Origin of the sequence: Streptosporangium sp. NPDC000239 (assembly GCF_040300765.1) — a bacterium.
Classification (GTDB): Bacteria; Actinomycetota; Actinomycetes; order Streptosporangiales; family Streptosporangiaceae; genus Streptosporangium.
Genome location: NZ_JBEPEI010000027.1, coordinates 59,573 through 79,929 on the forward strand (window position 1 = coordinate 59,573; position 20,357 = coordinate 79,929).

Here is a 20,357-nt window from a genome sequence, read left to right on the forward strand (position 1 = left end):
GACGCCCATGCTCAATCTGTCGATCGTCCTGGAGGACAGTGCCCGCCAGCAGCCCGACCGCACCGCGATCGTCTTCGGCGACCTGCGGCTGCCGTACTCGCTGGTCGACACCATCGCCAACCAGGTCGCCAACCTGCTGGTCTCCAGAGGCGTCGGCAGAGGGGACCGGGTCGCGCTGGCCTGTCCGAATCTGCCCTACTTCCCCTTCGTGTACTACGGCATCCTCAAGACGGGCGCCACGGTCGTGCCGCTCAACGTGCTCCTGCAGCCCAGGGAGATCGCCTATCACCTGCGGGACGCCGAGGCCAAGGCCTTCTTCTGCTTCGAGGGCACGCCCGAACTGCCGCTGGGCGAGCGGGGCAGGGCGGGCTTCGAGGAGTCCGAGCCGACCGAGCACTTCATCGTCCTGCCCGCCACCGCCTTCGCCACCGAGTCCGAGCACGGCGAGACCCTGTGGGCGGCGCTTGACGGCGTTCCCGGGCAGTTCCAGACCGTGCAGACCGCACCGGACGACACCGCGGTGATCCTCTACACCAGCGGCACCACGGGGCAGCCGAAGGGCGCGGAGCTGAGCCACCAGAACATGCTGCTCAACGCCATGGTCTCGGACGAGATGTTCCCGCGCTCCGAGGGCGGTGACGCCTTCCTGGCCGCGCTGCCGCTGTTCCACTCCTTCGGCCAGACCACGGTGCTGAACCTGGGGTTCCGGCGCCGGGCGACCATCGTGCTCATGCCGCGTTTCGAGCCGGGTCCGGCGCTCGAACTGATGCGCGCGGAGAACGTCACGCTGTTCGCGGGCGTGCCGACGATGTACTGGGCCATGCTGACCAGGGTTCACGACGGTGACGCGGTCCCCTCCTCGCTGAGGGTCGCGGTCTCCGGCGGCGCCTCCCTGCCCGGTGAGGTGCTCAGGGACTTCGAGGCCACCTTCGGGATCGGCATCCTGGAGGGCTACGGCCTGTCGGAGACCTCCCCGGTGGCCAGCTTCAACCAGCTCGGCAGGCCGACCAAGCCCGGCACGATCGGCACGCCGGTCTGGGGCGTGGAGATGAGGCTGATCGACGGAGACTGGAAGACGGTCGAGGGCGAGGGTCCCGGGGAGATCGCCGTCCGCGGCCACAACGTGATGAAGGGCTACTACAACCGCCCCGAGGCCACCGCGGAGGTCATGAATGACGGCTGGTTCCGCACCGGCGACATCGCCGTGCGTGACGCCGACGGCTACTACACGATCATCGACCGGGCCAAGGACATGATCATCCGGGGTGGCTTCAACGTCTACCCGCGTGAGGTCGAGGAGGTGCTGATGACCCACCCCGGCGTCTCCCTCGCCGCGGTGGTCGGAGTCCCCCACGACTCGCACGGCGAGGAGGTCAAGGCCTATGTCATCCGCACCCAGGGGGCGACGCTCACCGAGGACGAGCTGGCCGCCTGGGCCAGGGAGAACATGGCGGCCTACAAGTATCCCCGTTTCGTCGAGTTCCGTGAGACCCTCCCGATGACCGCGACCGGCAAGATCCTCAAGCGTGAGCTGAGGTAGGGGGCCCGGCCCTCCATCGCCTCCGGGGCCGTTCCGAACCCGGAAGGCCGCGGCCCGCACCCCGGTGGATGCGGGCCGTGGCCCCTGGTGATGAGTCCGGTACGAGGCCCCCGCGAAGAGACCGGTTGAGGTCAGGGCCAGTCGAGAGCCGGACGCAGCGGCACACCGGCCACGCCCTTGTCGTCGAGTTTCACGCCCAGGACCTGGTGGAGCTGGACCTTGTTGCGCTCGAAGCCGACCACGCACCCGGCCATGTAGAGCCGCCACACCCTGGCCGTCCCCTGTCCGACCTCCTCGACCGCCTCGTCCCAGTGGTCGTCGAGGTTGGCGCACCAGTGGCGCAGGGTCTGCGCGTAGTGCTCACGCAGGTTCTCCTCGTGGCGGATCTCGAAGCCGAGGTCCTCCATCTGGCGAATGAGGTGGCCGACCGACTCAAGCTCACCGTCGGGGAAGACGTAGCGGTTGATGAAGCCGCCCGCGTTGATGGTCTTCTCCACGCCGGTGGGCCTGGTGATGCAGTGGTTGAGGATGCGCCCGCCGGGCACCAGCTTGCCGTACAGGAACTTGAAGTAGAACGGCAGCTGGTCCTTGCCGATGTGCTCGGTCAGACCGATCGAGCTCACGGCGTCGAAGCCGCTCTCCTGGACGTCCCGGTAGTCCATGTGACGGACCTCGGCCAGCTCGCTGAGCCCCGCCTCGGCGATGGCCTTCTGCGCCCATTCGGCCTGCTGACGCGAGAGGGTGACCCCCAGCGCCTTCACGCCGTACTCACGGGCGGCGTGCATGACCATGCCGCCCCAGCCGCAGCCCACGTCCAGCAGCCGCATGCCCGGCTTCAGGCCGAGCTTCTTGGCCACCAGGTCGAACTTGGCGTACTGCGCCTCCTCAAGTGAGGACTCCTCGGTCGGGTAGACCGCGCAGGTGTAGGCCATGGAGGGGCCGAGCACCCAGGAGTAGAACTTGTTGGAGACGTCGTAGTGGTGGTGGATCGCCTCGGCGTCACGCTGCTTGGCGTGCCGGCTGCCCATCTTCGCGAGCATGCTGCGCCGTACCTCCTGGGGGGGAGGCGGCACCCGCATCATCAGGGGTTTGACGCCGAGCGCGCGGATCGCGGCGAGCTTCTGCGCCGTGGTGATGTCGTTGATGGTGAGTGACCACATGCGCGCCAGCAGGGAGTACATGTCCCCGTCGACGTCGAGGTGCCCCGAGACATACGCCCTGGCCAGACCCAGCTCACCCGGAGCCTGGGCTAGATAGGCCACAGCGATCGGAGACTTGACCTCGACACCGATGTCGGCGCTGTCCGGACCCGCCTTGCTGCCGTCGTACGCTCTGAAACGAATCCCCGCCTCCGAGCCGACGACCATCTCGAAGATCTCTGCGAGCTTCACAGATTCAACCTCCTAACGCCCCCGCACACACTTGTCGTAGAGGTCGAGCAACCGGCCACCCGCGTCGTATGCCCGCTTTACTGGCCAGTAGGCCGTTCCGTTATAGAACTGCCAGAACTCGTCCTCCCCGTAGAACGACGTCGAGTACAGCGACTTGTGCCCCTCCAGCTCGTGCACCCTGCGTTCGATGAGACGGTTGTAGTAGCCGTCGAACTGCCCTCTGGGCAACGGCACCGTACCCCAGAAGCCGAAGTTGACATACAGTCGCCCCGGCTCAAGGGGGTAGAGCGGCCACTGCCCGGTCGCCTTCAGGGGGCACATCCACACCGGCTCCATGCCGACCTTGTCGTGGAAGAACTCAAGGAATTCGGCTCCGCGCTCGACGGGCACCTCGATGTCCTGGATGACCGACTCCTGCAGCGGACGGCCACGCCAGCGGTCGATCCTGGCGATCACGCCGTACTTGCGGTCGAGGCCCACGAGCCTGCGGTAGACGTCCGAGCGCATCCACTTGCGCGGCATCAGCGAGCGCACCAGCGGCTCCTGCACGCCGAAGGCCCGCGAGCACCAGAACCAGTCGGTGTCCCAGCGCCAGATGTAGTCGCGGACGGTCAGCCAGTCACGGGTCCTGGTCTGGATCGACCGGTAGTAGATGCGCATGCCCGTGTAGTCGGACAGATAAGGCGCCTTCTCCGCGAAGCGCCCGACGGTGATGTAGAGCTCGCCGGGGCCGAAGAACGTGCCGTCCACGAAGTCGACCGGCTCGCCGTCGTGCTCGCCGCGCTCACAGATCTCCTTCATGGCGATCATGCACTTGTCGGCGTCGGTGAAGGGGATGTGGGTCAGCCGGACGTACGGCTGCACACGCTTGAGCTTGATCCGGATCCGCAGCGCGTAGCCCAGCGTGCCGTAGGAGTTGGGGAAGGCGTGGAACAGGTCGCTGTGCTCGTTGTCGGCACGCGCGACGACGACACGGCCGTCACCGGTGAGGATCTCCAGCTCCTCGACCGACTCGTGCGGGAGCCCGTCGCGGAAGCTGGTCGACTCGATGCCCAGCCCCGTCACCGCCCCGCCCAGCGTGATCGTCTTGAGCTGCGGCACGACGTACGGCATGAGCCCGTGCGGGAGGGTGGCGTCCACCAGGTTCTCGTAGGTGGTCATGCCCTGCACCTCGGCGGTCATCGCCACCGGATCGACCTCGATGACCCGGTCGAGGTCACGTGCGGACAGGCGCGCCCCCTGCGAGCCCTCCCTGAAGCGGAACAGGTTCGTGGTCGCCTTCGCCAGCCGTGGCGCGGAGCCGCCGGGAATCGCGGCGTAGGAGTCCCTGATCTGCTCAACGGCACGCCGATGTGCCGACATCTGTGTCATCTGTTCCACAGGTCCTCACCCCCAGGGCTCCCACAGTAAAGATCGCCTCTAGCACGTTATATCTCTGATGTCCCGGGAGCCATGCGGGACACGTTAAACGCGTGGAAACTCTACGGGGGTCCCGTCCCCGGCGTCTCTCCGGCCACCGGCCCGCTCCGCCGTCACTCGCCTCCGCGCGGGTGGAAGCTGTCCATGACCTGGTTCATCAGGCCGGTTCCCGCCTTCCACTCGGAGGCCACGGTGGTCCAGCTCACCACCATGACCGTGTCACCGACGCCGATGAACCGGCTGATCTCGTGGTAGGTGGTCCCGGGGGTCGCCCACGGCACACCGCCGACGTCCCTGGCCGTCCAGGTGAACTCCCACTGCAGGCCCGCGCCGTACTTCAGGGGGATGCGCGCCGTACGGTCGGTGCCGATGTCGCTCCACTGCGCCGTGTTCTCCTTGACGGTCCGCTGGAGCGTCTCCAGGCTTCCCAGTTGCCCGGGAAGCACCTCGACCGCCATGTGGGCCCGGCCGTCCGAGCGCAGCCACTGGGTGTAGCCGGTCTCCGGGGCGTAGTCCCCCTTCCAGCCCGCCGGGTAGCCGATGGACCAGTTCTCCGGGGACCTGGCCCGCCAGGTGCGCAACCGGGAGGCCGGGGCGGCGGTCCTGGTCTTGACGGGGGTCGGGGCGGGAGTCGCGGACGGCGAGGTCGTCTCGGCGCTCACCTCGGCGACCGGCGAGGGGTCGCCGGAGCCCGCCGGCTCAGGGAACTGCGCCTTCACCGGTGAGACCGTGACGGTGTTCGCGTTCGCCATCGCCACCGCCACGGCGCTGCCTCCGGCGACGAGAACCACCGCGGCGGTGATCAGCGCGGTCTTGCCGCCGCCCACGCCGGCCTGCCGCCTGCGCCGCCGCCTCGCGGGGGGCTCGGGTGCTTCAGGGATCTCGGTGGTCGCCGAGGTCGTGTGCTCGGCTCGCACGGCGCGGCGCGGCATGGTCCCCGAGGGGTCGTTGATCGCCTCGGTCAGCAGCAGGTCGGCCTGCTCGGCGCTCAGCCTGCGCGCCGGATCGCGCTGGAGCAGCCCGGTCAGCACCTCGCGCATCGCCCGGGGCACCCGGTCGAAGTCGGGTTCCTCGGTGAGGAGCGCGCCGAGGGTGGCGATGGCGTCACGGCGTTCGAAGGGGCCGTGGCCGATCAGCGCGGCGTACAGGGTGGCGCCCAGCGCCCACAGGTCCGACCAGGGCCCGACGTCGCCGTTCGCGGCGCGTTCCGGGGGAAGGAAGCTCGGCGAGCCGGTCACCATGCCGGTCTGGGTGAGGGAGGTGTCACCCTCGACGGTGGCGATCCCGAAGTCGGTGAGTACGGCCCGGCCCTCGGCGTCCAGCAGGATGTTGCTCGGTTTGACGTCACGGTGCAGGATGCCCGCCTCGTGGGCCGCCCTGAGGGCGGACAGCACCTGACGACCGACCTCGGCGACCTGCCGGACCGGCAGGATGCCCGCCTCGTCGAGCCCCCGCGCCCTGACGAGTTCCATGACGATCCAGGGACGCCCGTCCTGCTCGGCGACGTCGTAGACCGCCACGATGTTGCGGTGGTTGAGCCTGGCGGCGGTCCTGGCCTCGCGAGAGGTGCGGGCGAGCTGGCGTTGGTGCTCCGCGGGGGCGAGATTGGGCGGCAGGAGAACCTCCTTGACCGCGACCGGGCGGTCCAGGAGGGTGTCGTGCCCCTCCCACACCACCCCCATGCCCCCGCGGCCGAGCTCTCTCAACAGCCGATAACGCCCAGCGACCACCCGTTCACTGTGCGGATATGTCATCGCACGACCCCTGTCCCATCCAGATAGGGCGCAAGTTTCCCATATCACTCGGACACCGCGCGGGCCACCGAGAGATGTCTTGCCAGCGAAAGCCGAACGTTGTTCTACTTGCCGGAAGGAGACTCTGGGACCTTACCAAGGGACCACCGGTTGCGACGGACCGAACATGAGGAGGACGCCCCGGTGGAGCACGTCACCAGGACCGGGCCGCTGACCGGAGTGCGTGTGCTGGAGCTGGCCGGGCTGGCTCCCGGGCCGTTCGCGGGGATGATGCTGGCCGACCACGGCGCGCGGGTGCTGCGGATCGAACGCGTCGCCGTGGTCACCGCCGAGGCGGACGCCCCCCGGCGCCAGGTCATGGACCGGGGCAAGCGGACGATCGGTCTCGACCTGAAGTCCCCCGAGGGCGTGGCGGCCTTCAGGCGCCTGGCCCGGGAGGCGGACGTGGTCATCGAGGTCTACCGGCCGGGGGTCGCCGAGCGGCTCGGCATCGGCCCCGCCGACCTGCACGCGGTCAACCCGCGCCTCGTCTACGGGCGGATGACCGGCTGGGGCCAGGAGGGGCCGCTGGCGCGGACCGCCGGGCACGACATCGACTATCTCGCGGCCTCCGGCGTGCTCTCGGCGCTCGGCCGCGAGGGGGAACGCCCCCTGCCGCCGGTCAACCTGCTCGGCGACTTCGCGGGCGGAGGCCTCATGCTCGCCTACGGCGTACTGCTCGCGCTGCTCGAACGCGAGCGCACAGGACGGGGACGGGTGGTCGACGCCGCCATGGTCGACGGGGCCGCGGCGCTGTTCGCGATGTTCTACGACCGGGTCCAGGACGGCTCGTGGGGTCCGCGCGGCACCAATCTGCTCGACACCGGCGCCCCCATGTACGACACCTACGAGACCGCCGACGGCGGGTTCGTCGCGGTCGGCGCGCTCGAACCGCGGTTCTGGGCGGAGCTTGTCTCCCTGATGGGCCTGACCGGCCTGCCCGACCGGAACGACCGGGCGAACTGGCCCGAGCTGCGGCGCAGGCTGACCGAGGCCTTCCTGTCCAGGACGCGCGCGCAGTGGCAGGAGGTGTTCGAGGGCTCCGACGCGTGTGTGTTCCCGGTGCTCGACACGGCCGAGGCGGCCCGGCATCCGCACAACAGGGCCCGCGGCACCTTCGTCGAGGCCGGGGGCGTCCTCCAGCCCGCTCCCGCGCCACGCCTGCTCGGTGTCCCCGAGCAGGATCTCTCGCCCGCGACCCGGCTCACCGACCTGTCGTCCTGGGGCCTGCCCCCGGCCGAGCAGGCCAGGCTTCGCGAGGCCGGGGTGCTCGCCTAACCCGCGGGGCGCATCGAGGGGAAGACCGCGACGTAGAGGTCTGCGCCCTCGGCGTGGTGGATCTCCAGGTCGGTGGTGAAGGCGCGGGCGGGCGAGCCGCCGGACTCGGTGTGCTTCCACACCTGCTGCCAGGCCTCAAGGAGAGCCCCCGGCATGGGGCCGCGCGCCTCGACCTTCAGCGCCTGGACGCCGGGCACCCGTACCGCGACCATGCCCTCGGGCAGCGCGGCGGCGCTGCGCACGGCCACCCCGACGACCTGCGTGTAGGAGCCGTGATGGTCGCTCTCGTAGTCGGTCAGCACGGCGTAGAGGTTCTCGTCGATCCGCCCCGGCACGTGCGCGAAGGCCCCGGGAACACTCGCCCGCGCCCACAACGCGCCAAGCCGTCCCCGCCCCTGCTCCAGTTCCTCCGCGTTGGAGGTCCGTACGGCATGGCCGACGACAAGCATTTCGGACCGATCGACAACGATCACAGCGCCTCCTTACGGCCATCCAGTGAACTCCGCTCAAACCGGATCTTAGTGCCCTCTCAGAGTGCCGGCTCCTCTTTGAGATCTTCAAAAGCGGGAAGGCCTATTCGTAACCATTCATCGGAGTATTTACCGGATCATTCACCGGAACAGGATGGAAGAACGTGAAATTTCTCAACGAGATGGTGCCTGCTCATGAGCTGACCTACAGCGATGTGTTCATGGTGCCGTCACGCTCCTCCGTCGGCTCCCGGCTGGCCGTCGACCTCTCGACCCACGACGGCACGGGAACGACGATTCCGGTCGTGGTGGCCAACATGACGGCCGTCGCGGGACGCAGGATGGCCGAGACCGTCGCCCGGCGCGGCGGGATCGCGGTGATCCCCCAGGACATCCCCAGCGAGGTCGTCGCCGACGTGGTCGACTGGGTCAAGAAGCGCGATCTGGTGCACGACACCCCGCTCACCCTCACCCCGCACGACACCGTCGGCAAGGCCCTGAGCCTGCTGCCCAAGAGGGCGCACGGCGCGATCATCATCGTCAACTGGGACAACCGCCCCGTCGGCGTGGTCACCGAGGGAGACTGCGCGGGCGTGGACATGTACACCCAGTTGTCCCAGGTGATGTCGGATCACCTGCTCACCCTGCCCGCCGGTCTCGACCCGCGCGAGGCCTTCGACCGTCTCCACGACGGACGGCACAGACTCGCCCCGATCGTGGACGAGGAGGGCCGCCTGGTCGGCATCCTGACCAGGACCGGCTCGCTGCGGGCCACGCTGTACCGGCCGGCGACCGACGCCGCGGGCAGGCTGCGCGTCGCCGCGGCGGTCGGCGTCAACGGGGACGTCGCGGCCAAGGCCAAGGAGCTGCTCGAAGCCGGGATCGACTGCCTGGTCGTGGACACCGCCCACGGGCACCAGGAGAAGATGATCGGCGCCCTGCGGGCGGTCCGCTCGCTCGGTCCCGGCGTGCCGGTCGCGGCGGGCAACGTCGTCACCGCGGAGGGGGTGCGCGACCTGGTCGAGGCCGGGGCGGACATCCTCAAGGTCGGGGTCGGGCCGGGGGCCATGTGCACGACCCGGATGATGACCGGGGTCGGGCGCCCGCAGTTCTCCGCCGTGCTCGAATGCGCCGCCGAGGCCCGCCGTCTCGGCCGGCACGTCTGGGCCGACGGCGGTGTCCGGCATCCCAGGGACGTCGCCCTGGCCCTGGCCGCGGGGGCGGCGAACGTGATGATCGGCTCCTGGTTCGCCGGCACCTACGAGTCTCCCGGCGACGCGAGGACCGACGCCGAGGGACGCAGGTACAAGGAGAACTTCGGCATGGCCTCCGCCCGCGCCGTGAAACTGCGAACCGCGGAGGACTCCCCGTTCGAGCGGGCCCGCAAGGCGCTCTTCGAGGAGGGGATCTCCACTTCGCGGATGTATCTCGATCCGGCCAGACCCAGCGTCGAGGACCAGATCGACGCCATCGTGGCGGGGTTGCGGTCTTCGTGCACCTACGCGGGCGCCTCGACCTTGGAGGAGTTCCACGAGCGCGCGGTGATCGGGGTCCAGAGTTCGTCGGGCTACACCGAGGGCATGCCCCTGCACCAGAGCTGGTGACCCGGCCGCCGCGCGCCGCTTTCGCGCCGGGGCGCCCTCGCCCCGGCGCGAAAGAACGTCACCTGCGGTAACGCGGCTGCAACACGTGCTCCGCCCGGTCCTCCAGCTGCATCCGCCTGGCCGGATAACGAGTGAGCCTGCACAGCGCCATCAGCCCCGCCAGGGCCAGCACTGCTTCGATCATCATGATGAATGCGATCATTTCGGGTTCCTTCGCGGACCTGGCGCCGACGATCCCTGCCCACCCGCCGTCTGCGCCACTCGTAAGAACCTTAACAGTGGATCAGGGGATTTGTCCCTCAATGTCCACTTTCGTGGGAAAAGTTTTCACTTGGAAGCTTTCTCGCAGACTACCAGGGGCTGACAAGCCATGACCAGGTCGAACGCATGTCCCCCTCCTCACGGGGTAGCCGACGGCCCGAATCCCCGACCACACAAGGGAAGGCGAACGGACATGGCACGGTTATCGACCACCCCGGACACCCCCGTCGTCGTCGACCGCAGGGTTCTCGTCGGCTACGACAACTATCCAGCGGCCCAGCGAGCCGTGGACGGGCTCTCCGACGCCGGGTTCCCCGTCGAGTACGTGACGATCTTCGGCAGCGACCTCCGTCTTGAGGAGACCGTCACCGGCAGGATGACGAACGGCAAGGCCGCCCTCACCGGGGCCGGCGGCGGCGCGGTCTTCGGCGCCGTCGTGGGGATGTTCCTCGGCGTCTTCACCTCGACGACGATGTCGTTCGTGGTCCTGGTGCTCTGGGCGGCGCTCTGGGGCACGGTGACGGGGGCGGCGTTCGGCTTCGTCAACCACTTCTTCACCGGCGGCAGGAGGGACTTCGCCTCACGCAGCGCGATCGTGGCGGGCCGCTACGACGTGCTGGTCGCCGCCTCCCACCTCGACCACGCCCGCGCCGTCCTCGACGGCGGCCCGCGGCCCGCGGACACGGTGGTCGTCGAGCCCGCTCCGTCGGCCGGGCCGTACGAGCCCGGCCTGCCCCGCCAGGAGGGCCCCTCCTCCCGGCAGCGGACCTGAGCCCGTTACGAGGACGACCTCACGACGAGCCTTGTCGGCATGACCAGCGGCTCGGCCGGGTCCCCCTGGATCAGGCCGAGCAGCAGCCGGACCATGGCGGCCGCCTGCTCGGCGTGCGGGCTGTGGACACTCGTCAGCGGTGGGTCGGTGTAACGCGCCGCCTCCACGTCGTCGTAGCCGACCACCGCGACGTCGTCGGGAACACCTCTGCCCGCCTCGCGCAGGGCCCGCATCGCGCCGATGGCCATCAGGTCGTTGGCGGCGAACACCGCGTCCAGGAGCGGGTCGTCGGCCAGCAGCTGGCGCATGGCGACCGCGCCCGACTCCCTGGTGAAGTCGCCGACCGCGATGATCGAACGACGGTCGGAGTCACGCAGCGTCTCGCGGTAGCCGGTGAGCCGGTCCTGCCCCGCGGTCATGTCCAGCGGCCCGGCGATGGTCGCGATCCGCCGTCTGCCCCGTTCCAGCAGGTGCCCGACCGCCTGTTTCGCGCCGCCCACGTTGTCACCGTCCACGTACGGCACGGCGACCGGCGCGGCGGGCCTGCCGTACGAGACGACCGGGACGCGCAGCCGGGTGAGCGCGCCGGGCAGCGGGTCCGCTCCCCGGCCGGACACGAGCATGACCCCGTCGACGTGGCCGCCCGCAACGTACTTCTCCACCCTCGCGTGGCTCTCCGGCGATCCGGCGGGCAGCAGCACGACCTGCTTGCCCGCGGTCTCCAGTTCCAGGCTCGCCGCCCGGATGACGGTGGAGAACATCGGGTCGTCGGAGAAGGCCCGGTCCGGGTGCTCGGAGACGACCAGCGCGACGGAGTTGGTCCGCTGGGTCACGAGGTTCCTGGCCGCGCCGTTGGGGACGTAACCCAGTTCGTCGACCGCCCGCATGACCACGTCGCGGATGTCGGGGGTGACGGTCGGCTGGCCGTTGACCACGCGGGAGACGGTCGAACGGGACACCCCGGCACGGGCGGCGACCGCCTCCAGGGTGGGTCTTCTCATCTGTTTTCCCCCGCTTGTCGACACCACGGCGTAATGCCCTCGGGTGGCGAGTCGGGCGCGCGAGGTCGCGCGGGTCCGCGCCGGTCTCCCGGCCTGCTCGGCATTATCCGGCATTATGCGTCAGCCGCCTGAACGGACGGCCCGGAGCGCCCGCCCCCACGCCGATCGCGGCGCGCACGGCACACCGTTGGCCGTCGCGGCACCTCCCGCCGAGGTCACGGCGATGATCGCGAGGTGTCCGTCCCCCCGCATCTCATATGTCGGCCGGACCCCGTAGAGTCGTTCGGCCGACCGGAAAGCGGCCGGCGTGCATCAACCGACGCGCACCCAACCAAGGAGACCAACGTGGCACTGGAGAAGCCTGAGATCGACTTCCCGGAGGGCGCGCCGCCCGCGGAACTGCAGATCGTCGATCTCATCGAAGGAGACGGTCCTGAGGCCAAGTCGGGCCACCAGGTCAGCGTGCACTATGTCGGCGTCGCCTTCTCCACCGGCGAGGAGTTCGACGCCTCCTGGAACCGTGGCGAAGCCTTCCAGTTCCCGCTCGGTGGCGGCCGGGTCATCGCCGGCTGGGACCAGGGCGTCGCGGGCATGAAGGTCGGCGGCCGCCGCCGTCTCACCATCCCGCCGCACCTCGGCTACGGCAACCGCGGCGCGGGCGCCCGCATCAAGCCGGGCGAGACGCTCATCTTCGTCGTGGACCTGCTCGGCGTCAGCTGACCCCACACGAACCCGTGAACGGGCCGTCCCCTTCCGGGGCGGCCCGTTCCCATGCCGGCCCGGGCTCCGGTCGCGTGCGGAGAGGCCTCGGCGCGCCGAAAAGGCCGGACCCGCGTCGGTGAAATGTCACCGGTGGCTCATAGGCTGAACCCGTGCTGCTGATCGACCTTGTCCGCACCTCCGCGGCGGTGTCCGCCGACCCCGCCAGGCTCGCGAAGATCCGTCATCTGGCGGAGTTTCTCGGCAGGACCGGTCCCGGCGAGGCGGAGATCGCCATCGCCTACCTCTCGGGAGAACTGCCCCAGCGCAACGTCGGCGTCGGCTGGGCGAGCCTGCAGGATCCGCCCGACCCACGCCTGGCGGCGACCGCGACCCTGCAGCAGGTGGACGGCCTCCTCGACCGCATCAAGGCCCAGGCGGGCCCCGGCTCCCAGTCCGCGCGCAGGGCCCTGGTCACCGAGCTGTTCGGCGCCGCCACCCGCCAGGAGCAGGCGTTCCTGTCCCGGCTGCTCCGCGGTGAGCTGCGGCAGGGCGCGCTCGACGGGGTGATGGTCGAGGCGATCGCCAAGGCGGCCGAGGTCCCGGCCACGGAGGTCAGGCGGGCGCTGACGCTGCGCGGCTGGCTGCCCGCCGTCGGGGCCGCCGCCCTCGGCGGCGGGGTCGAGGCGCTGCGCGCCTTCCGCCTGGAGGTCGGCCGCCCGGTCGCACCGATGCTGGCGCAGAGCGCCACCTCCGTGGCCGCCGCCCTCGGCAGGGTCGGCGCCCCCGCCGCCGTCGAGTGGAAGCTGGACGGCATACGGATCCAGGCCCACCGTTCCGGCGACACGGTGTCCGTCTTCACCCGGACGCTCGACGACATCACCGCCCAGGTTCCCGAGGTCGCCGAGGCGGTCGGCGCTCTGCCCTCCCAGGACCTGGTGCTGGACGGCGAGGTCATCGCGCTGCGCCCCGACGGCCGTCCCGAGCCCTTCCAGATCACCTCGGGCCGCGTCTCCAGCCGCACCGACGTCGCCGCGGTGCGCGGCAGGACCCCGCTGAGCGTGTTCTTCTTCGACGCGCTGCGGGTCGACGGCGCCGACCTGCTCGACCAGCCCGGCCAGGTCAGGCACGCGGCCCTGGCCGGGGCCCTCCCCCCGGAGCTGGTGACCCCCCGGCTGGTCACCGAGGACGCAGAAAGCGCCGAGGAGTTCTACCGGGACGTGATCAGGGGAGGCCACGAGGGGGTGGTGGTCAAGTCTCTGCTGGCGCCGTACGCGGCGGGCAGACGTGGGGCGGGCTGGGTCAAGGTGAAGCCCCGGCACACCCTCGACCTGGTCGTCCTGGCCGCCGAGTGGGGGCACGGCCGCCGTGAGGGGCGGCTGTCCAACCTGCACCTGGGGGCCCGTGACCCCGTGACGGGCGGGTTCGTCATGCTCGGCAAGACCTTCAAGGGGCTGACCGACGAACTGCTCGCCTGGCAGACCGAGCGCCTCCTCTCACTCGCCGACGGCCCGGCGGACGGCTGGGTGGTCCCGGTCCGTCCCGAACTGGTCGTCGAGATCGCCTTCGACGGCGTCCAGCGGTCCAGCCGCTATCCCGGGGGGATGGCGCTGCGCTTCGCCCGGGTCCTGCGTTACCGCCCGGACAAGGGCGCCGCCCAGGCCGACACGGTGGAGACCGTGCGCACCCTCATGTTCTGAGACGACGTCCCGGCGCGTTCCGGTCTTCGGCGGCTTTCCGTCGTTGTGTTCGCGGTCGTCGCCGTGTGCCGTTTCCGGCCCGTGAGTCATTCGATCCGGGCCCCGTTGGGACGTGACGGGGTTTCCGGGGCATCGGATCCGGGCCGCTCGTTCGGGCGTGGTGGGATTTCTGGGGCACCGGAAAACCTTTGTTGCGCAAGAGGCCGATGGAACGACCGCGTTTCCTGTGATTTCCCGGCCCGCACTTCTCGTACCGCCTGACATGGGCTCCCACCGGGGACGACGCGGTGATCAATTCTCTTTTCCCGGCCTGGGAAGGTCGTTCGAGAGATCACCGGGCCCAGAGACCGTCGTGGATCACGATTCCGCCCTGGCCCAGCCCCGCGCGCCCAGAAACGGCGATCATCAGCACTTTCATTATCATTTATCATGGAAAGTGACATAAATCACTTTATATCCCATTAACGTGGCTTTACTTCATCTTTGTCGCATATGGTCGGCCCACGTCACGGCGGGAAGCACCCCTGCACCCCGCCGACGGGACCGGCCGGTGCGCCCCCGCCCCCTCCGCCCCCGTACGGTCCCCTGCCCTGCTCCCTACCTTGGACCGTGGTTTCCCTTGGGCCTGCACTCACACACCCCCTCCCCCACTCCCCCGAAGAGCCCTCCTCACAACAGACGGCGGATCGCCGCCCTGGCGGCGGGCGTCACCGTGATCGCCGTGATCTCCGCGACCGCATGGGCGGTCTCCAGCGGAGACGACGCCCGCCTGGCGACGACCGTCGCCCTCACCGGTGCCCGGCAGAGCGCCCCTCAGCCCCAGGACACCCCCCGACCCCCTGGAACCGCCCCCGCCGGCACCGCCCCCTCCCCCGGCGCCCCCGGTGCCTCCCCGGCCGCCCCTGACGCGTCCCCCTCGGGCCCCGCCGTACCCCCCTCCGGCACAGCGACCGCCCCTCAGGGCTCGCCCTCCCCCGGCTCCCCCGCCGAGGGGACGAGCACGTCACCTTCCCCCTCCCCCACCGCCGCCCGGGTGACCGACAGCGCCCCGAGAAGAACCAAGAAGGCCGCGAAACCCAGGGCTCGTGTGATCTCAAGCGGGTCCTGTGGCGCGTCCTACTACGCGGAGGGACAGATGACCGCCAGCGGTGAGCGGTTCAACCCGAACGCGATGACCGCCGCGCACAAAACCCTCCCCATGGGCAGCAGGGTCCGGGTCACCAACCCCGCCAACGGCGAGTCGGTCACGGTCAGGATCAACGACCGGGGTCCCTACATCGGCGGGCGCTGCCTCGACCTGTCAAGGGCCGCCTTCTCCGCGATCGGCAGCGTCAACGCCGGAGTCATGCGCGTCAGATACGAGGTGCTGGCCAGGTGAGCCCGGCCGTCTACCTCACCGGCCGCATCGTGAACGGATAGTGGAAACCGCCCTCACCCAGCGCCGCCATGCCTCCGATCACCGAGAGCGCCATGCCCCCGAGCCAGACCACCGGCAGCAGGACCGTGCCCACGACCGTGATGGCCAGCAGCACGGTCACGCCGAGCAGGGTGAGCTGGAAGTTGAGCGCCTCGACCGCGTGCCTGCGGACATAGGGCGAGGTCTTGCCCGCGGTCAGCATCATGATCAACGGGCCGATCGCGAGCAGGCCGGTCAACGGGAGCAGGTGCGCGGCCGCCGCCCCCAGCCGGTCTCCTCCCGTGAGCTCCCCTGCCCGGTGGTGGACCGGCGCCGCCTGCGTGAACGGGTACGGCGCGGGCATGGGCGGGCGTGAGCCGTACAGCTCGTGCATGATCGGCATGAGGTCGGCGTGGACGCGGGCCGTCATCGCCCGCCCGAGCCTGTCGTCGAACTCGATCTTGTCAAGACGTCCCTCGGCGTAGGCGGCCTTGAGGTGCTCGACCACCTGTTCCCGGTCCTGGTTGCTCACCCGGAGCCCGGCGTGCTCGAATCCGGGGCTGGAAAGGGGTGCGCCGCCGCGCCATGGGCCCGCCGCCGGTGTCACTGTGCCTGTCATAGAACCGACATACCTTTCGTTTCAGCCGTCGATCCAATATTCAGTGACAACTTTTGGCTGGTCCATCCGGGTGAACCCTTGGATGTCCCTTAGAGTCCACCCTGGGCTTTCACCATGAAAGGACCAGGGGATGTATACAAGGAGGCATGAGATGGCGTGATCGCTATGGTTTAAGGCGTCTGCGTGGGCCGAAGATCGCCAAGTTCGACCGAGAGGCAACCGACTCCGACGTCGAGGCGCTCATCGCCTTCGCGAAGTCACGCCAGGGTGTCGAGTTCTATGTCGAGCCCGAGACATTCGCGACCGACACCACCGCGATGGCGATCGCGGACGACGGCGAGTGGACACGCCGCCGGGTCGGCTCGCCCGCGGTGATCAAGAAGGTGGCCCGCGACCTCGCCCTCCCGGTCTACGACGTGCAACTGACCGGCTATCCCGCCCGGATGCGGGCCTACAACGAGCGGCGCAAGCGCGCCGAGGGTTGAGCGGGTCACTCCGCGGAGACCTCAGGCTCCTCCAGTAACGCGATCATCGGCAGCAGCCAGGCCATGCGGGGAGCCCCCATCTCTCTGTCGAGTTCCTGCGGGCCGGGCATCCTCTCTCTGAGCACCCGTGGTGGAAGCATGTGCCGTAACGCGCACATGAGCAGATTGGCCATCGAGTAACCCGGGTCGATCTCACACGCGCGGGAGAGTGCGATGCCCGCCAGAGCGGAGTCGCCCCGGCACCAGGCCGCGGCGCCCAGCAGGGACGCGACCGGAGGCACGAACCTCGGCTCCAGCCTGCGGGTGAGGTCACGCCACAGCCCGGCACAGGCGTCGGGGACGCTCATCGGGGCGCTCGGCGGGACGGCCGCGGCGTGGTCGGTGATCAGCGCCCACGCCTCGTCGCGGATCCGGACCACCGCGAGGGCGAAGCCCAGCCTGACCGCCTCCTCGTCGGACAGCCGCCCGCCGGAGGCGTGCAGGGCGATCGCCGAACGCACCCGCGCCACCCCGTCGGCGACGAACTCCGCGGCGAGCCCTCCGGGGTCGTCGCTCCCGGTGAGCGCGGCCCTCAGTTCCCGCGTGACGCGTGCGGTCGCGCGGCGTACGGCCAGGCGCGCCGCACCGTCCACGGGGTCGAGGGAACGCTCCAGGGTCTGCCTGTCGGGCAGCGCGACCAGGCCGTGCACGATCGCCTTGGTCGCCACGACACCCGTCTCGCGGTCGTACGGTGTGCCGTCGGCGGGACAGCAGCCGGCGCGGGAGCACGTGTAGGACCAGTAGCGGCCGTCCTCGGCCCGCAGCGCGTCGACCACCGTGACGCCCGACCGGCGAAACAGCCCGACGGCCAGGTCCACGGCCGGGGTCACCAGCGTGCCGGGGCCGTACCCGACGACGATGACCTGGGTGATGCCCTCCTCCGCCAGCAGCGGCAGGAGCCTGCCGGGACCGGGAGGGGCGAGGGGCAGATCCCAGCGGACGGTGAGATGCAGCCTGCAGCGGGGAGGCCTGCCCTTCAGCCCGATGACGACCAGGCTGTCCGAGGGGTGGAAGCCCACGAGGTAGGGCACCGCGCCGAGGACGTCCTGCGTGGAGGCGAGCAGGAGGCCGGGCGTCGGGGAGGAGGGGGTGGGCGGAGCGGGAACGTCGGTTGTCATGGCGGAAAGCATCGTTCGCTTCCCGCCCCGCCAGGCGACCGAACGCGGTTCTGTGGACAACGAGAGGGTGGCCGCCGGTTGCCCACAGGCCCCGTTATCCCGTTTGAGCAGAAAGCCAGGGTTGCGCCGCCGCGGCCTCCGGCCGAGCGGGCTCAGACCCCGGGTTCAGGCCCTCTCGTGGATCTCCGGAGCGCCCGTGGCGGGCCCTGACACGCCCAGCCGTGACCTGACCATGACCGCCGCACCCGCCACCGCCGCGGGCATCGCCACGACGGAGGCCAGCGGGATGAGGAAGATCAGGAAGATCAGCACGCCGAACCCGAGGGCGCGCATCTTGTTCCGGCGCAGGACCGCGAAGCGCTCCTTACGCGCCATGCCCCTGCGCTCCATGGCCAGCGCGGTCAGTTCCACGGTCAGGAAGAAGCCCGAGACCAGGGCGCCGAGCACCGGCACGACCGTCTGCCCGACCACCGGGACGAAACCGAGGAAGAACAGCGGAACGGTGAACAGCAGCACGTACCACAGGGTGATGAGGCTGTCCCTGATCGACCTGGGGATCGTCTTCCACAGCGGAAGGTCGGGCCCGGCGGGCAGGTCGCCGTAGGACAGCTCGACCCGTTCGGAGAGCTTCTCGTAGAAGGGTTCACCGACGATCAGCGTCACCGCGGTGAAGGTCACCACGAACAGGACCAGCCCGGCGCCGAAGATCGCCAGGCCGACCAGGGTCCGCAGGGCCGTCTGCGCCGCGTGCGCCCATCCCGAGGCGAACGGCGTCGCCCATTCGGCGATGTCGGTGGCGTGGGTGCCGAGCCAGTAGAGCCCTGCCGCGTAGAGGATGAAGACGATCAGGGCGGGGATCAGCCCGAACAGCCACCAGCGGGGGTTCCTCGCGACCCAGCGCAGTCCCTGGAAGAAGAACCCGGCACCGTCCACGAAGGAGCGGAAATGACCCATGCCGGAAGATTAGCGGCATCGGCGGATCGCCGCGCGACGCTTCCGGCTCGGAGAGGGATCAGGACTGCCAGAGGGTGGGAACGGAGACGCCGAGTTCGCCGAGAAGGCGGCGCAGGAGGGGCAGGGAGATGCCCAGGACGTTGCCGTGGTCGCCGTCGATGCCCTCGACGAACCAGCCTCCCGGACCGTCCAGCGTGAAGGCGCCCGCCACCCGCAGAGGTTCGCCGGTGGCCACGTAGGCGGCGATCTCCTCGTCGCCGGGGTTCCCGAAGCGCACGACGGTCGCCCCCACCTCCGCGACCTGCCGGCCGTCGGAGGCGTCGATCACGCAGTGGCCGGTGAGCAGCCGCCCCTGACGGCCGCGCATGGACTTCCAGCGGGCGACGGCCTCCTGCGGCGAGGCCGGCTTGCCGTACGCCCGACCGTCCAGTTCGAGCACCGAGTCGCAGCCGACGACGAGGCCGGAGGTGAGGTCACGCGCGACGACCGACGCCTTGGCCACGGCCAGGGCCAGGCAGAGTTCGGCCGGACTGTCCGCGGTCACGGCCTCCTCGTCCACCCCGCTGACGATCACCTTGGGGTCGAGCCCGGCGCTGCGGAGCAGGGCGAGGCGGGCGGGAGAGGCGGAGGCGAGAACGATCCGGGTCACGCCGACCGAGCCTAGCGTCCCGCGGGACGTCCGTTACTTCGGCCTGATGGAGGAGACCGCGGTGTTGATGTCGCGCCAGTAGGCGCGCTGGGTGTCGGGGACGGTCACGAAGACCATGGCGGGCCGTGGGCCGGAACCCCGCGTCACGGCGACGGCGGCCACCGAGAAGCGGGCCTTGCCCTTGACCTTGTACTTCACCTTGTAGGCGAGCAGCCACCCCTTCTTGATCGGCTGCGAGGCGAACCAGGAGATCCTGGAGCCCTTGGGGTGGTGGTTGAGCGTCCATCGGGCGGCCAGCAGCGCGGTGTCCTTGGCGTGGCGCTGCGCCTGGATGGGCACCGGGCAGCTGACGAGCATCGCCCTGACGGGCGCCCCCTTGACCTTCGGCAGGACCTGCTTGGTCGAGAACGGCGCGGCCCCGAAGATCTTCCACGGCTTGCCCAGCCTGGCGAGCCAGACGCCCGCCCTGCGGTCCTTCAGCAGACGCTTGCCCTTGTGGGCCTTGCCGGGCAGCCGGGCGAGCTTCTTGTTGCGCGGCAGGTCGGGGACGCGGTGATCGGCGAGGGCCGCCACGACCGCGCTCCGGTCACGCGCGACCTCCTCCAACGCGGTCGGTGAGGACATCGGCGAGGACGAGGACAAGGGAGAGGGTGACGCCGTCGAGGTCTCCGCGGCCGAAGAAGAGGCGGAAGGAGAGGCCGAGGGAGAGGCGGAGGCGACGGTCCCCTCACCGGCCAGGACCGCCGGGGAGGCGACCGGCGAGGCCTGCGGGGAGCTGGAACCGGGCGAGGGCGTCGCGGCAGGTGGCGCGGCGACCTGCCCCGACCGCCCCTCGCCCGGTCGTTCGGAGGTGCCGGAGAGGACCAGGGCGGCCACGACGGCCACGACGGTGACGACCACCACCACGGCCACGGCCAGCATCCGGTAGACGACGCGCATCGACAGGTCGCCGATGCGGGAGCGCTTCGGCGGCCTCGGCGGGCCGGGGACGGACGTCCTCCGCGGCTCTGACGGGTCCGTCCCGTCGGTCGCACGCGTCGGTACGGCACCCGTTTCCCGGGTCACCTCAGTCCCACCCACCCCATCGAGCACGATCGGGAGCGTACGACAAATCCGGTTTTCTCGTGCACGATCCCCATCACACTTAGGGAACGAGTACCCTCCCGCTC

At 70.1% G+C, this 20,357-nt stretch carries 19 protein-coding genes; 8 read left to right on the top strand and 11 right to left on the bottom strand.

Going from position 1 to position 20,357, the window contains the following annotated elements; all coding sequences use genetic code 11:
• The first annotated feature begins 7 nt into the window (after positions 1–7).
• On the top strand, positions 8–1,540 hold the full coding sequence (locus ABT340_RS38760) for a long-chain-fatty-acid--CoA ligase (RefSeq protein WP_352015915.1): 1,533 nt from the start codon (positions 8–10) through the stop codon (positions 1,538–1,540).
• 131 nt (positions 1,541–1,671) lie between these two features.
• On the opposite strand, the gene ABT340_RS38765 is transcribed toward ABT340_RS38760, so the two are convergent.
• From ABT340_RS38765 to ABT340_RS38775, 3 genes are all read right to left on the bottom strand, one after another.
• Entirely contained in the window at positions 1,672–2,931 is a 1,260-nt protein-coding gene (locus tag ABT340_RS38765; protein ID WP_352015916.1) for a class I SAM-dependent methyltransferase, read from the bottom strand.
• Between the two features lie 12 nt (positions 2,932–2,943).
• Positions 2,944–4,302 (bottom strand): FAD-binding oxidoreductase, encoded by a 1,359-nt coding sequence (locus ABT340_RS38770; RefSeq protein WP_352015943.1) that lies wholly within the window; start codon positions 4,300–4,302, stop codon positions 2,944–2,946.
• Between the two features lie 161 nt (positions 4,303–4,463).
• A complete protein-coding gene (locus ABT340_RS38775) occupies positions 4,464–6,104 on the bottom strand; it encodes a serine/threonine-protein kinase (protein WP_352015917.1) in 1,641 nt (546 codons plus the stop codon).
• Positions 6,105–6,287: 183 nt separating this feature from the next.
• On the opposite strand from ABT340_RS38775, the gene ABT340_RS38780 reads away from it, so the two are divergent.
• On the top strand, positions 6,288–7,421 hold the full coding sequence (locus ABT340_RS38780) for a CaiB/BaiF CoA transferase family protein (protein ID WP_352015918.1): 1,134 nt from the start codon (positions 6,288–6,290) through the stop codon (positions 7,419–7,421).
• Here the strand turns inward: ABT340_RS38780 and ABT340_RS38785 are convergent.
• Positions 7,418–7,894 (bottom strand): GyrI-like domain-containing protein, encoded by a 477-nt coding sequence (locus ABT340_RS38785; RefSeq protein WP_352015919.1) that lies wholly within the window; start codon positions 7,892–7,894, stop codon positions 7,418–7,420. The genes ABT340_RS38780 and ABT340_RS38785 overlap by 4 nt on opposite strands.
• 161 nt (positions 7,895–8,055) lie before the next feature.
• Between ABT340_RS38785 and ABT340_RS38790 the strand changes: the two genes are divergently transcribed.
• The gene (locus ABT340_RS38790) at positions 8,056–9,495 is read left to right on the top strand and encodes a GuaB1 family IMP dehydrogenase-related protein (protein ID WP_352015920.1); all 1,440 of its coding nucleotides are present in this window, start codon (positions 8,056–8,058) and stop codon (positions 9,493–9,495) included.
• 58 nt (positions 9,496–9,553) lie between these two features.
• Here ABT340_RS38790 and ABT340_RS38795 read toward each other — a convergent pair whose 3' ends face one another.
• Positions 9,554–9,697, bottom strand: coding sequence for a hypothetical protein (locus ABT340_RS38795; RefSeq protein ID WP_352015921.1), 144 nt, complete (start codon positions 9,695–9,697; stop codon positions 9,554–9,556).
• A gap of 252 nt (positions 9,698–9,949) precedes the next feature.
• Between ABT340_RS38795 and ABT340_RS38800 the strand changes: the two genes are divergently transcribed.
• Positions 9,950–10,528: a general stress protein gene (locus ABT340_RS38800; protein ID WP_352015922.1), complete on the top strand. Its 579-nt coding sequence runs from the start codon at positions 9,950–9,952 to the stop codon at positions 10,526–10,528.
• 5 nt (positions 10,529–10,533) lie between these two features.
• Here the strand turns inward: ABT340_RS38800 and ABT340_RS38805 are convergent, their stop codons facing one another.
• On the bottom strand, positions 10,534–11,529 hold the full coding sequence (locus tag ABT340_RS38805; protein ID WP_352015923.1) for a LacI family DNA-binding transcriptional regulator: 996 nt from the start codon (positions 11,527–11,529) through the stop codon (positions 10,534–10,536).
• A 345-nt stretch (positions 11,530–11,874) separates the two neighbouring features.
• On the opposite strand from ABT340_RS38805, the gene ABT340_RS38810 reads away from it, so the two are divergent.
• The 3 genes from ABT340_RS38810 (at position 11,875) to ABT340_RS38820 (ending at position 15,306) form a co-directional block, all read left to right on the top strand.
• Positions 11,875–12,249, top strand: a complete 375-nt coding sequence (locus tag ABT340_RS38810; RefSeq protein ID WP_352015924.1) for an FKBP-type peptidyl-prolyl cis-trans isomerase — start codon at positions 11,875–11,877, stop codon at positions 12,247–12,249.
• Positions 12,250–12,401: 152 nt separating this feature from the next.
• Complete coding sequence (locus tag ABT340_RS38815) at positions 12,402–13,928, top strand: ATP-dependent DNA ligase (RefSeq protein WP_352015925.1); 1,527 nt, start codon at positions 12,402–12,404, stop codon at positions 13,926–13,928.
• A gap of 619 nt (positions 13,929–14,547) precedes the next feature.
• Positions 14,548–15,306: a septal ring lytic transglycosylase RlpA family protein gene (locus ABT340_RS38820; RefSeq protein ID WP_352015926.1), complete on the top strand. Its 759-nt coding sequence runs from the start codon at positions 14,548–14,550 to the stop codon at positions 15,304–15,306.
• Between the two features lie 10 nt (positions 15,307–15,316).
• Here ABT340_RS38820 and ABT340_RS38825 read toward each other — a convergent pair whose 3' ends face one another.
• On the bottom strand, positions 15,317–15,943 hold the full coding sequence (locus ABT340_RS38825) for a DUF1707 and DUF4870 domain-containing protein (protein ID WP_352015927.1): 627 nt from the start codon (positions 15,941–15,943) through the stop codon (positions 15,317–15,319).
• Between the two features lie 146 nt (positions 15,944–16,089).
• Here ABT340_RS38825 and ABT340_RS38830 point away from each other — a divergent pair, with 146 nt between their 5' ends.
• Positions 16,090–16,428 carry a hypothetical protein gene (locus ABT340_RS38830; protein WP_352015928.1) on the top strand — a complete coding sequence of 113 codons (339 nt, stop codon included), beginning with the start codon at positions 16,090–16,092 and terminating at the stop codon, positions 16,426–16,428.
• Between the two features lie 5 nt (positions 16,429–16,433).
• On the opposite strand, the gene ABT340_RS38835 is transcribed toward ABT340_RS38830, so the two are convergent.
• The 4 genes from ABT340_RS38835 to ABT340_RS38850 form a co-directional block, all read right to left on the bottom strand.
• A complete protein-coding gene (locus ABT340_RS38835; protein WP_352015929.1) occupies positions 16,434–17,585 on the bottom strand; it encodes a DUF4192 domain-containing protein in 1,152 nt (383 codons plus the stop codon).
• 165 nt (positions 17,586–17,750) lie between these two features.
• Positions 17,751–18,539, bottom strand: a complete 789-nt coding sequence (locus tag ABT340_RS38840) for an EI24 domain-containing protein (RefSeq protein ID WP_352015930.1) — start codon at positions 18,537–18,539, stop codon at positions 17,751–17,753.
• Between the two features lie 58 nt (positions 18,540–18,597).
• Positions 18,598–19,188, bottom strand: coding sequence for a Maf family protein (locus tag ABT340_RS38845; protein ID WP_352015931.1), 591 nt, complete (start codon positions 19,186–19,188; stop codon positions 18,598–18,600).
• A 33-nt stretch (positions 19,189–19,221) separates the two neighbouring features.
• A complete protein-coding gene (locus ABT340_RS38850; RefSeq protein ID WP_352015932.1) occupies positions 19,222–20,253 on the bottom strand; it encodes a hypothetical protein in 1,032 nt (343 codons plus the stop codon).
• Positions 20,254–20,357: the final 104 nt, after the last annotated feature.

Bases quoted from the DNA above. Each gene is read 5' to 3' on its own strand.
- ABT340_RS38840 (WP_352015930.1), bottom strand. From the start codon at position 18,539: ATGGGTCATTTCCGCTCCTTCGTGGACGGTGCCGGGTTCTTCTTCCAG.
- ABT340_RS38800 (WP_352015922.1), top strand. From the start codon at position 9,950: ATGGCACGGTTATCGACCACCCCGGACACCCCCGTCGTCGTCGACCGC.
- ABT340_RS38825 (WP_352015927.1), bottom strand. From the start codon at position 15,943: ATGACAGGCACAGTGACACCGGCGGCGGGCCCATGGCGCGGCGGCGCA.
- ABT340_RS38835 (WP_352015929.1), bottom strand. From the start codon at position 17,585: ATGACAACCGACGTTCCCGCTCCGCCCACCCCCTCCTCCCCGACGCCC.
- ABT340_RS38770 (WP_352015943.1), bottom strand. From the start codon at position 4,302: ATGACACAGATGTCGGCACATCGGCGTGCCGTTGAGCAGATCAGGGAC.
- ABT340_RS38795 (WP_352015921.1), bottom strand. From the start codon at position 9,697: ATGATCGCATTCATCATGATGATCGAAGCAGTGCTGGCCCTGGCGGGG.
- ABT340_RS38805 (WP_352015923.1), bottom strand. From the start codon at position 11,529: ATGAGAAGACCCACCCTGGAGGCGGTCGCCGCCCGTGCCGGGGTGTCC.
- ABT340_RS38775 (WP_352015917.1), bottom strand. From the start codon at position 6,104: ATGACATATCCGCACAGTGAACGGGTGGTCGCTGGGCGTTATCGGCTG.
- ABT340_RS38830 (WP_352015928.1), top strand. From the start codon at position 16,090: ATGAGATGGCGTGATCGCTATGGTTTAAGGCGTCTGCGTGGGCCGAAG.
- ABT340_RS38760 (WP_352015915.1), top strand. From the start codon at position 8: ATGCTCAATCTGTCGATCGTCCTGGAGGACAGTGCCCGCCAGCAGCCC.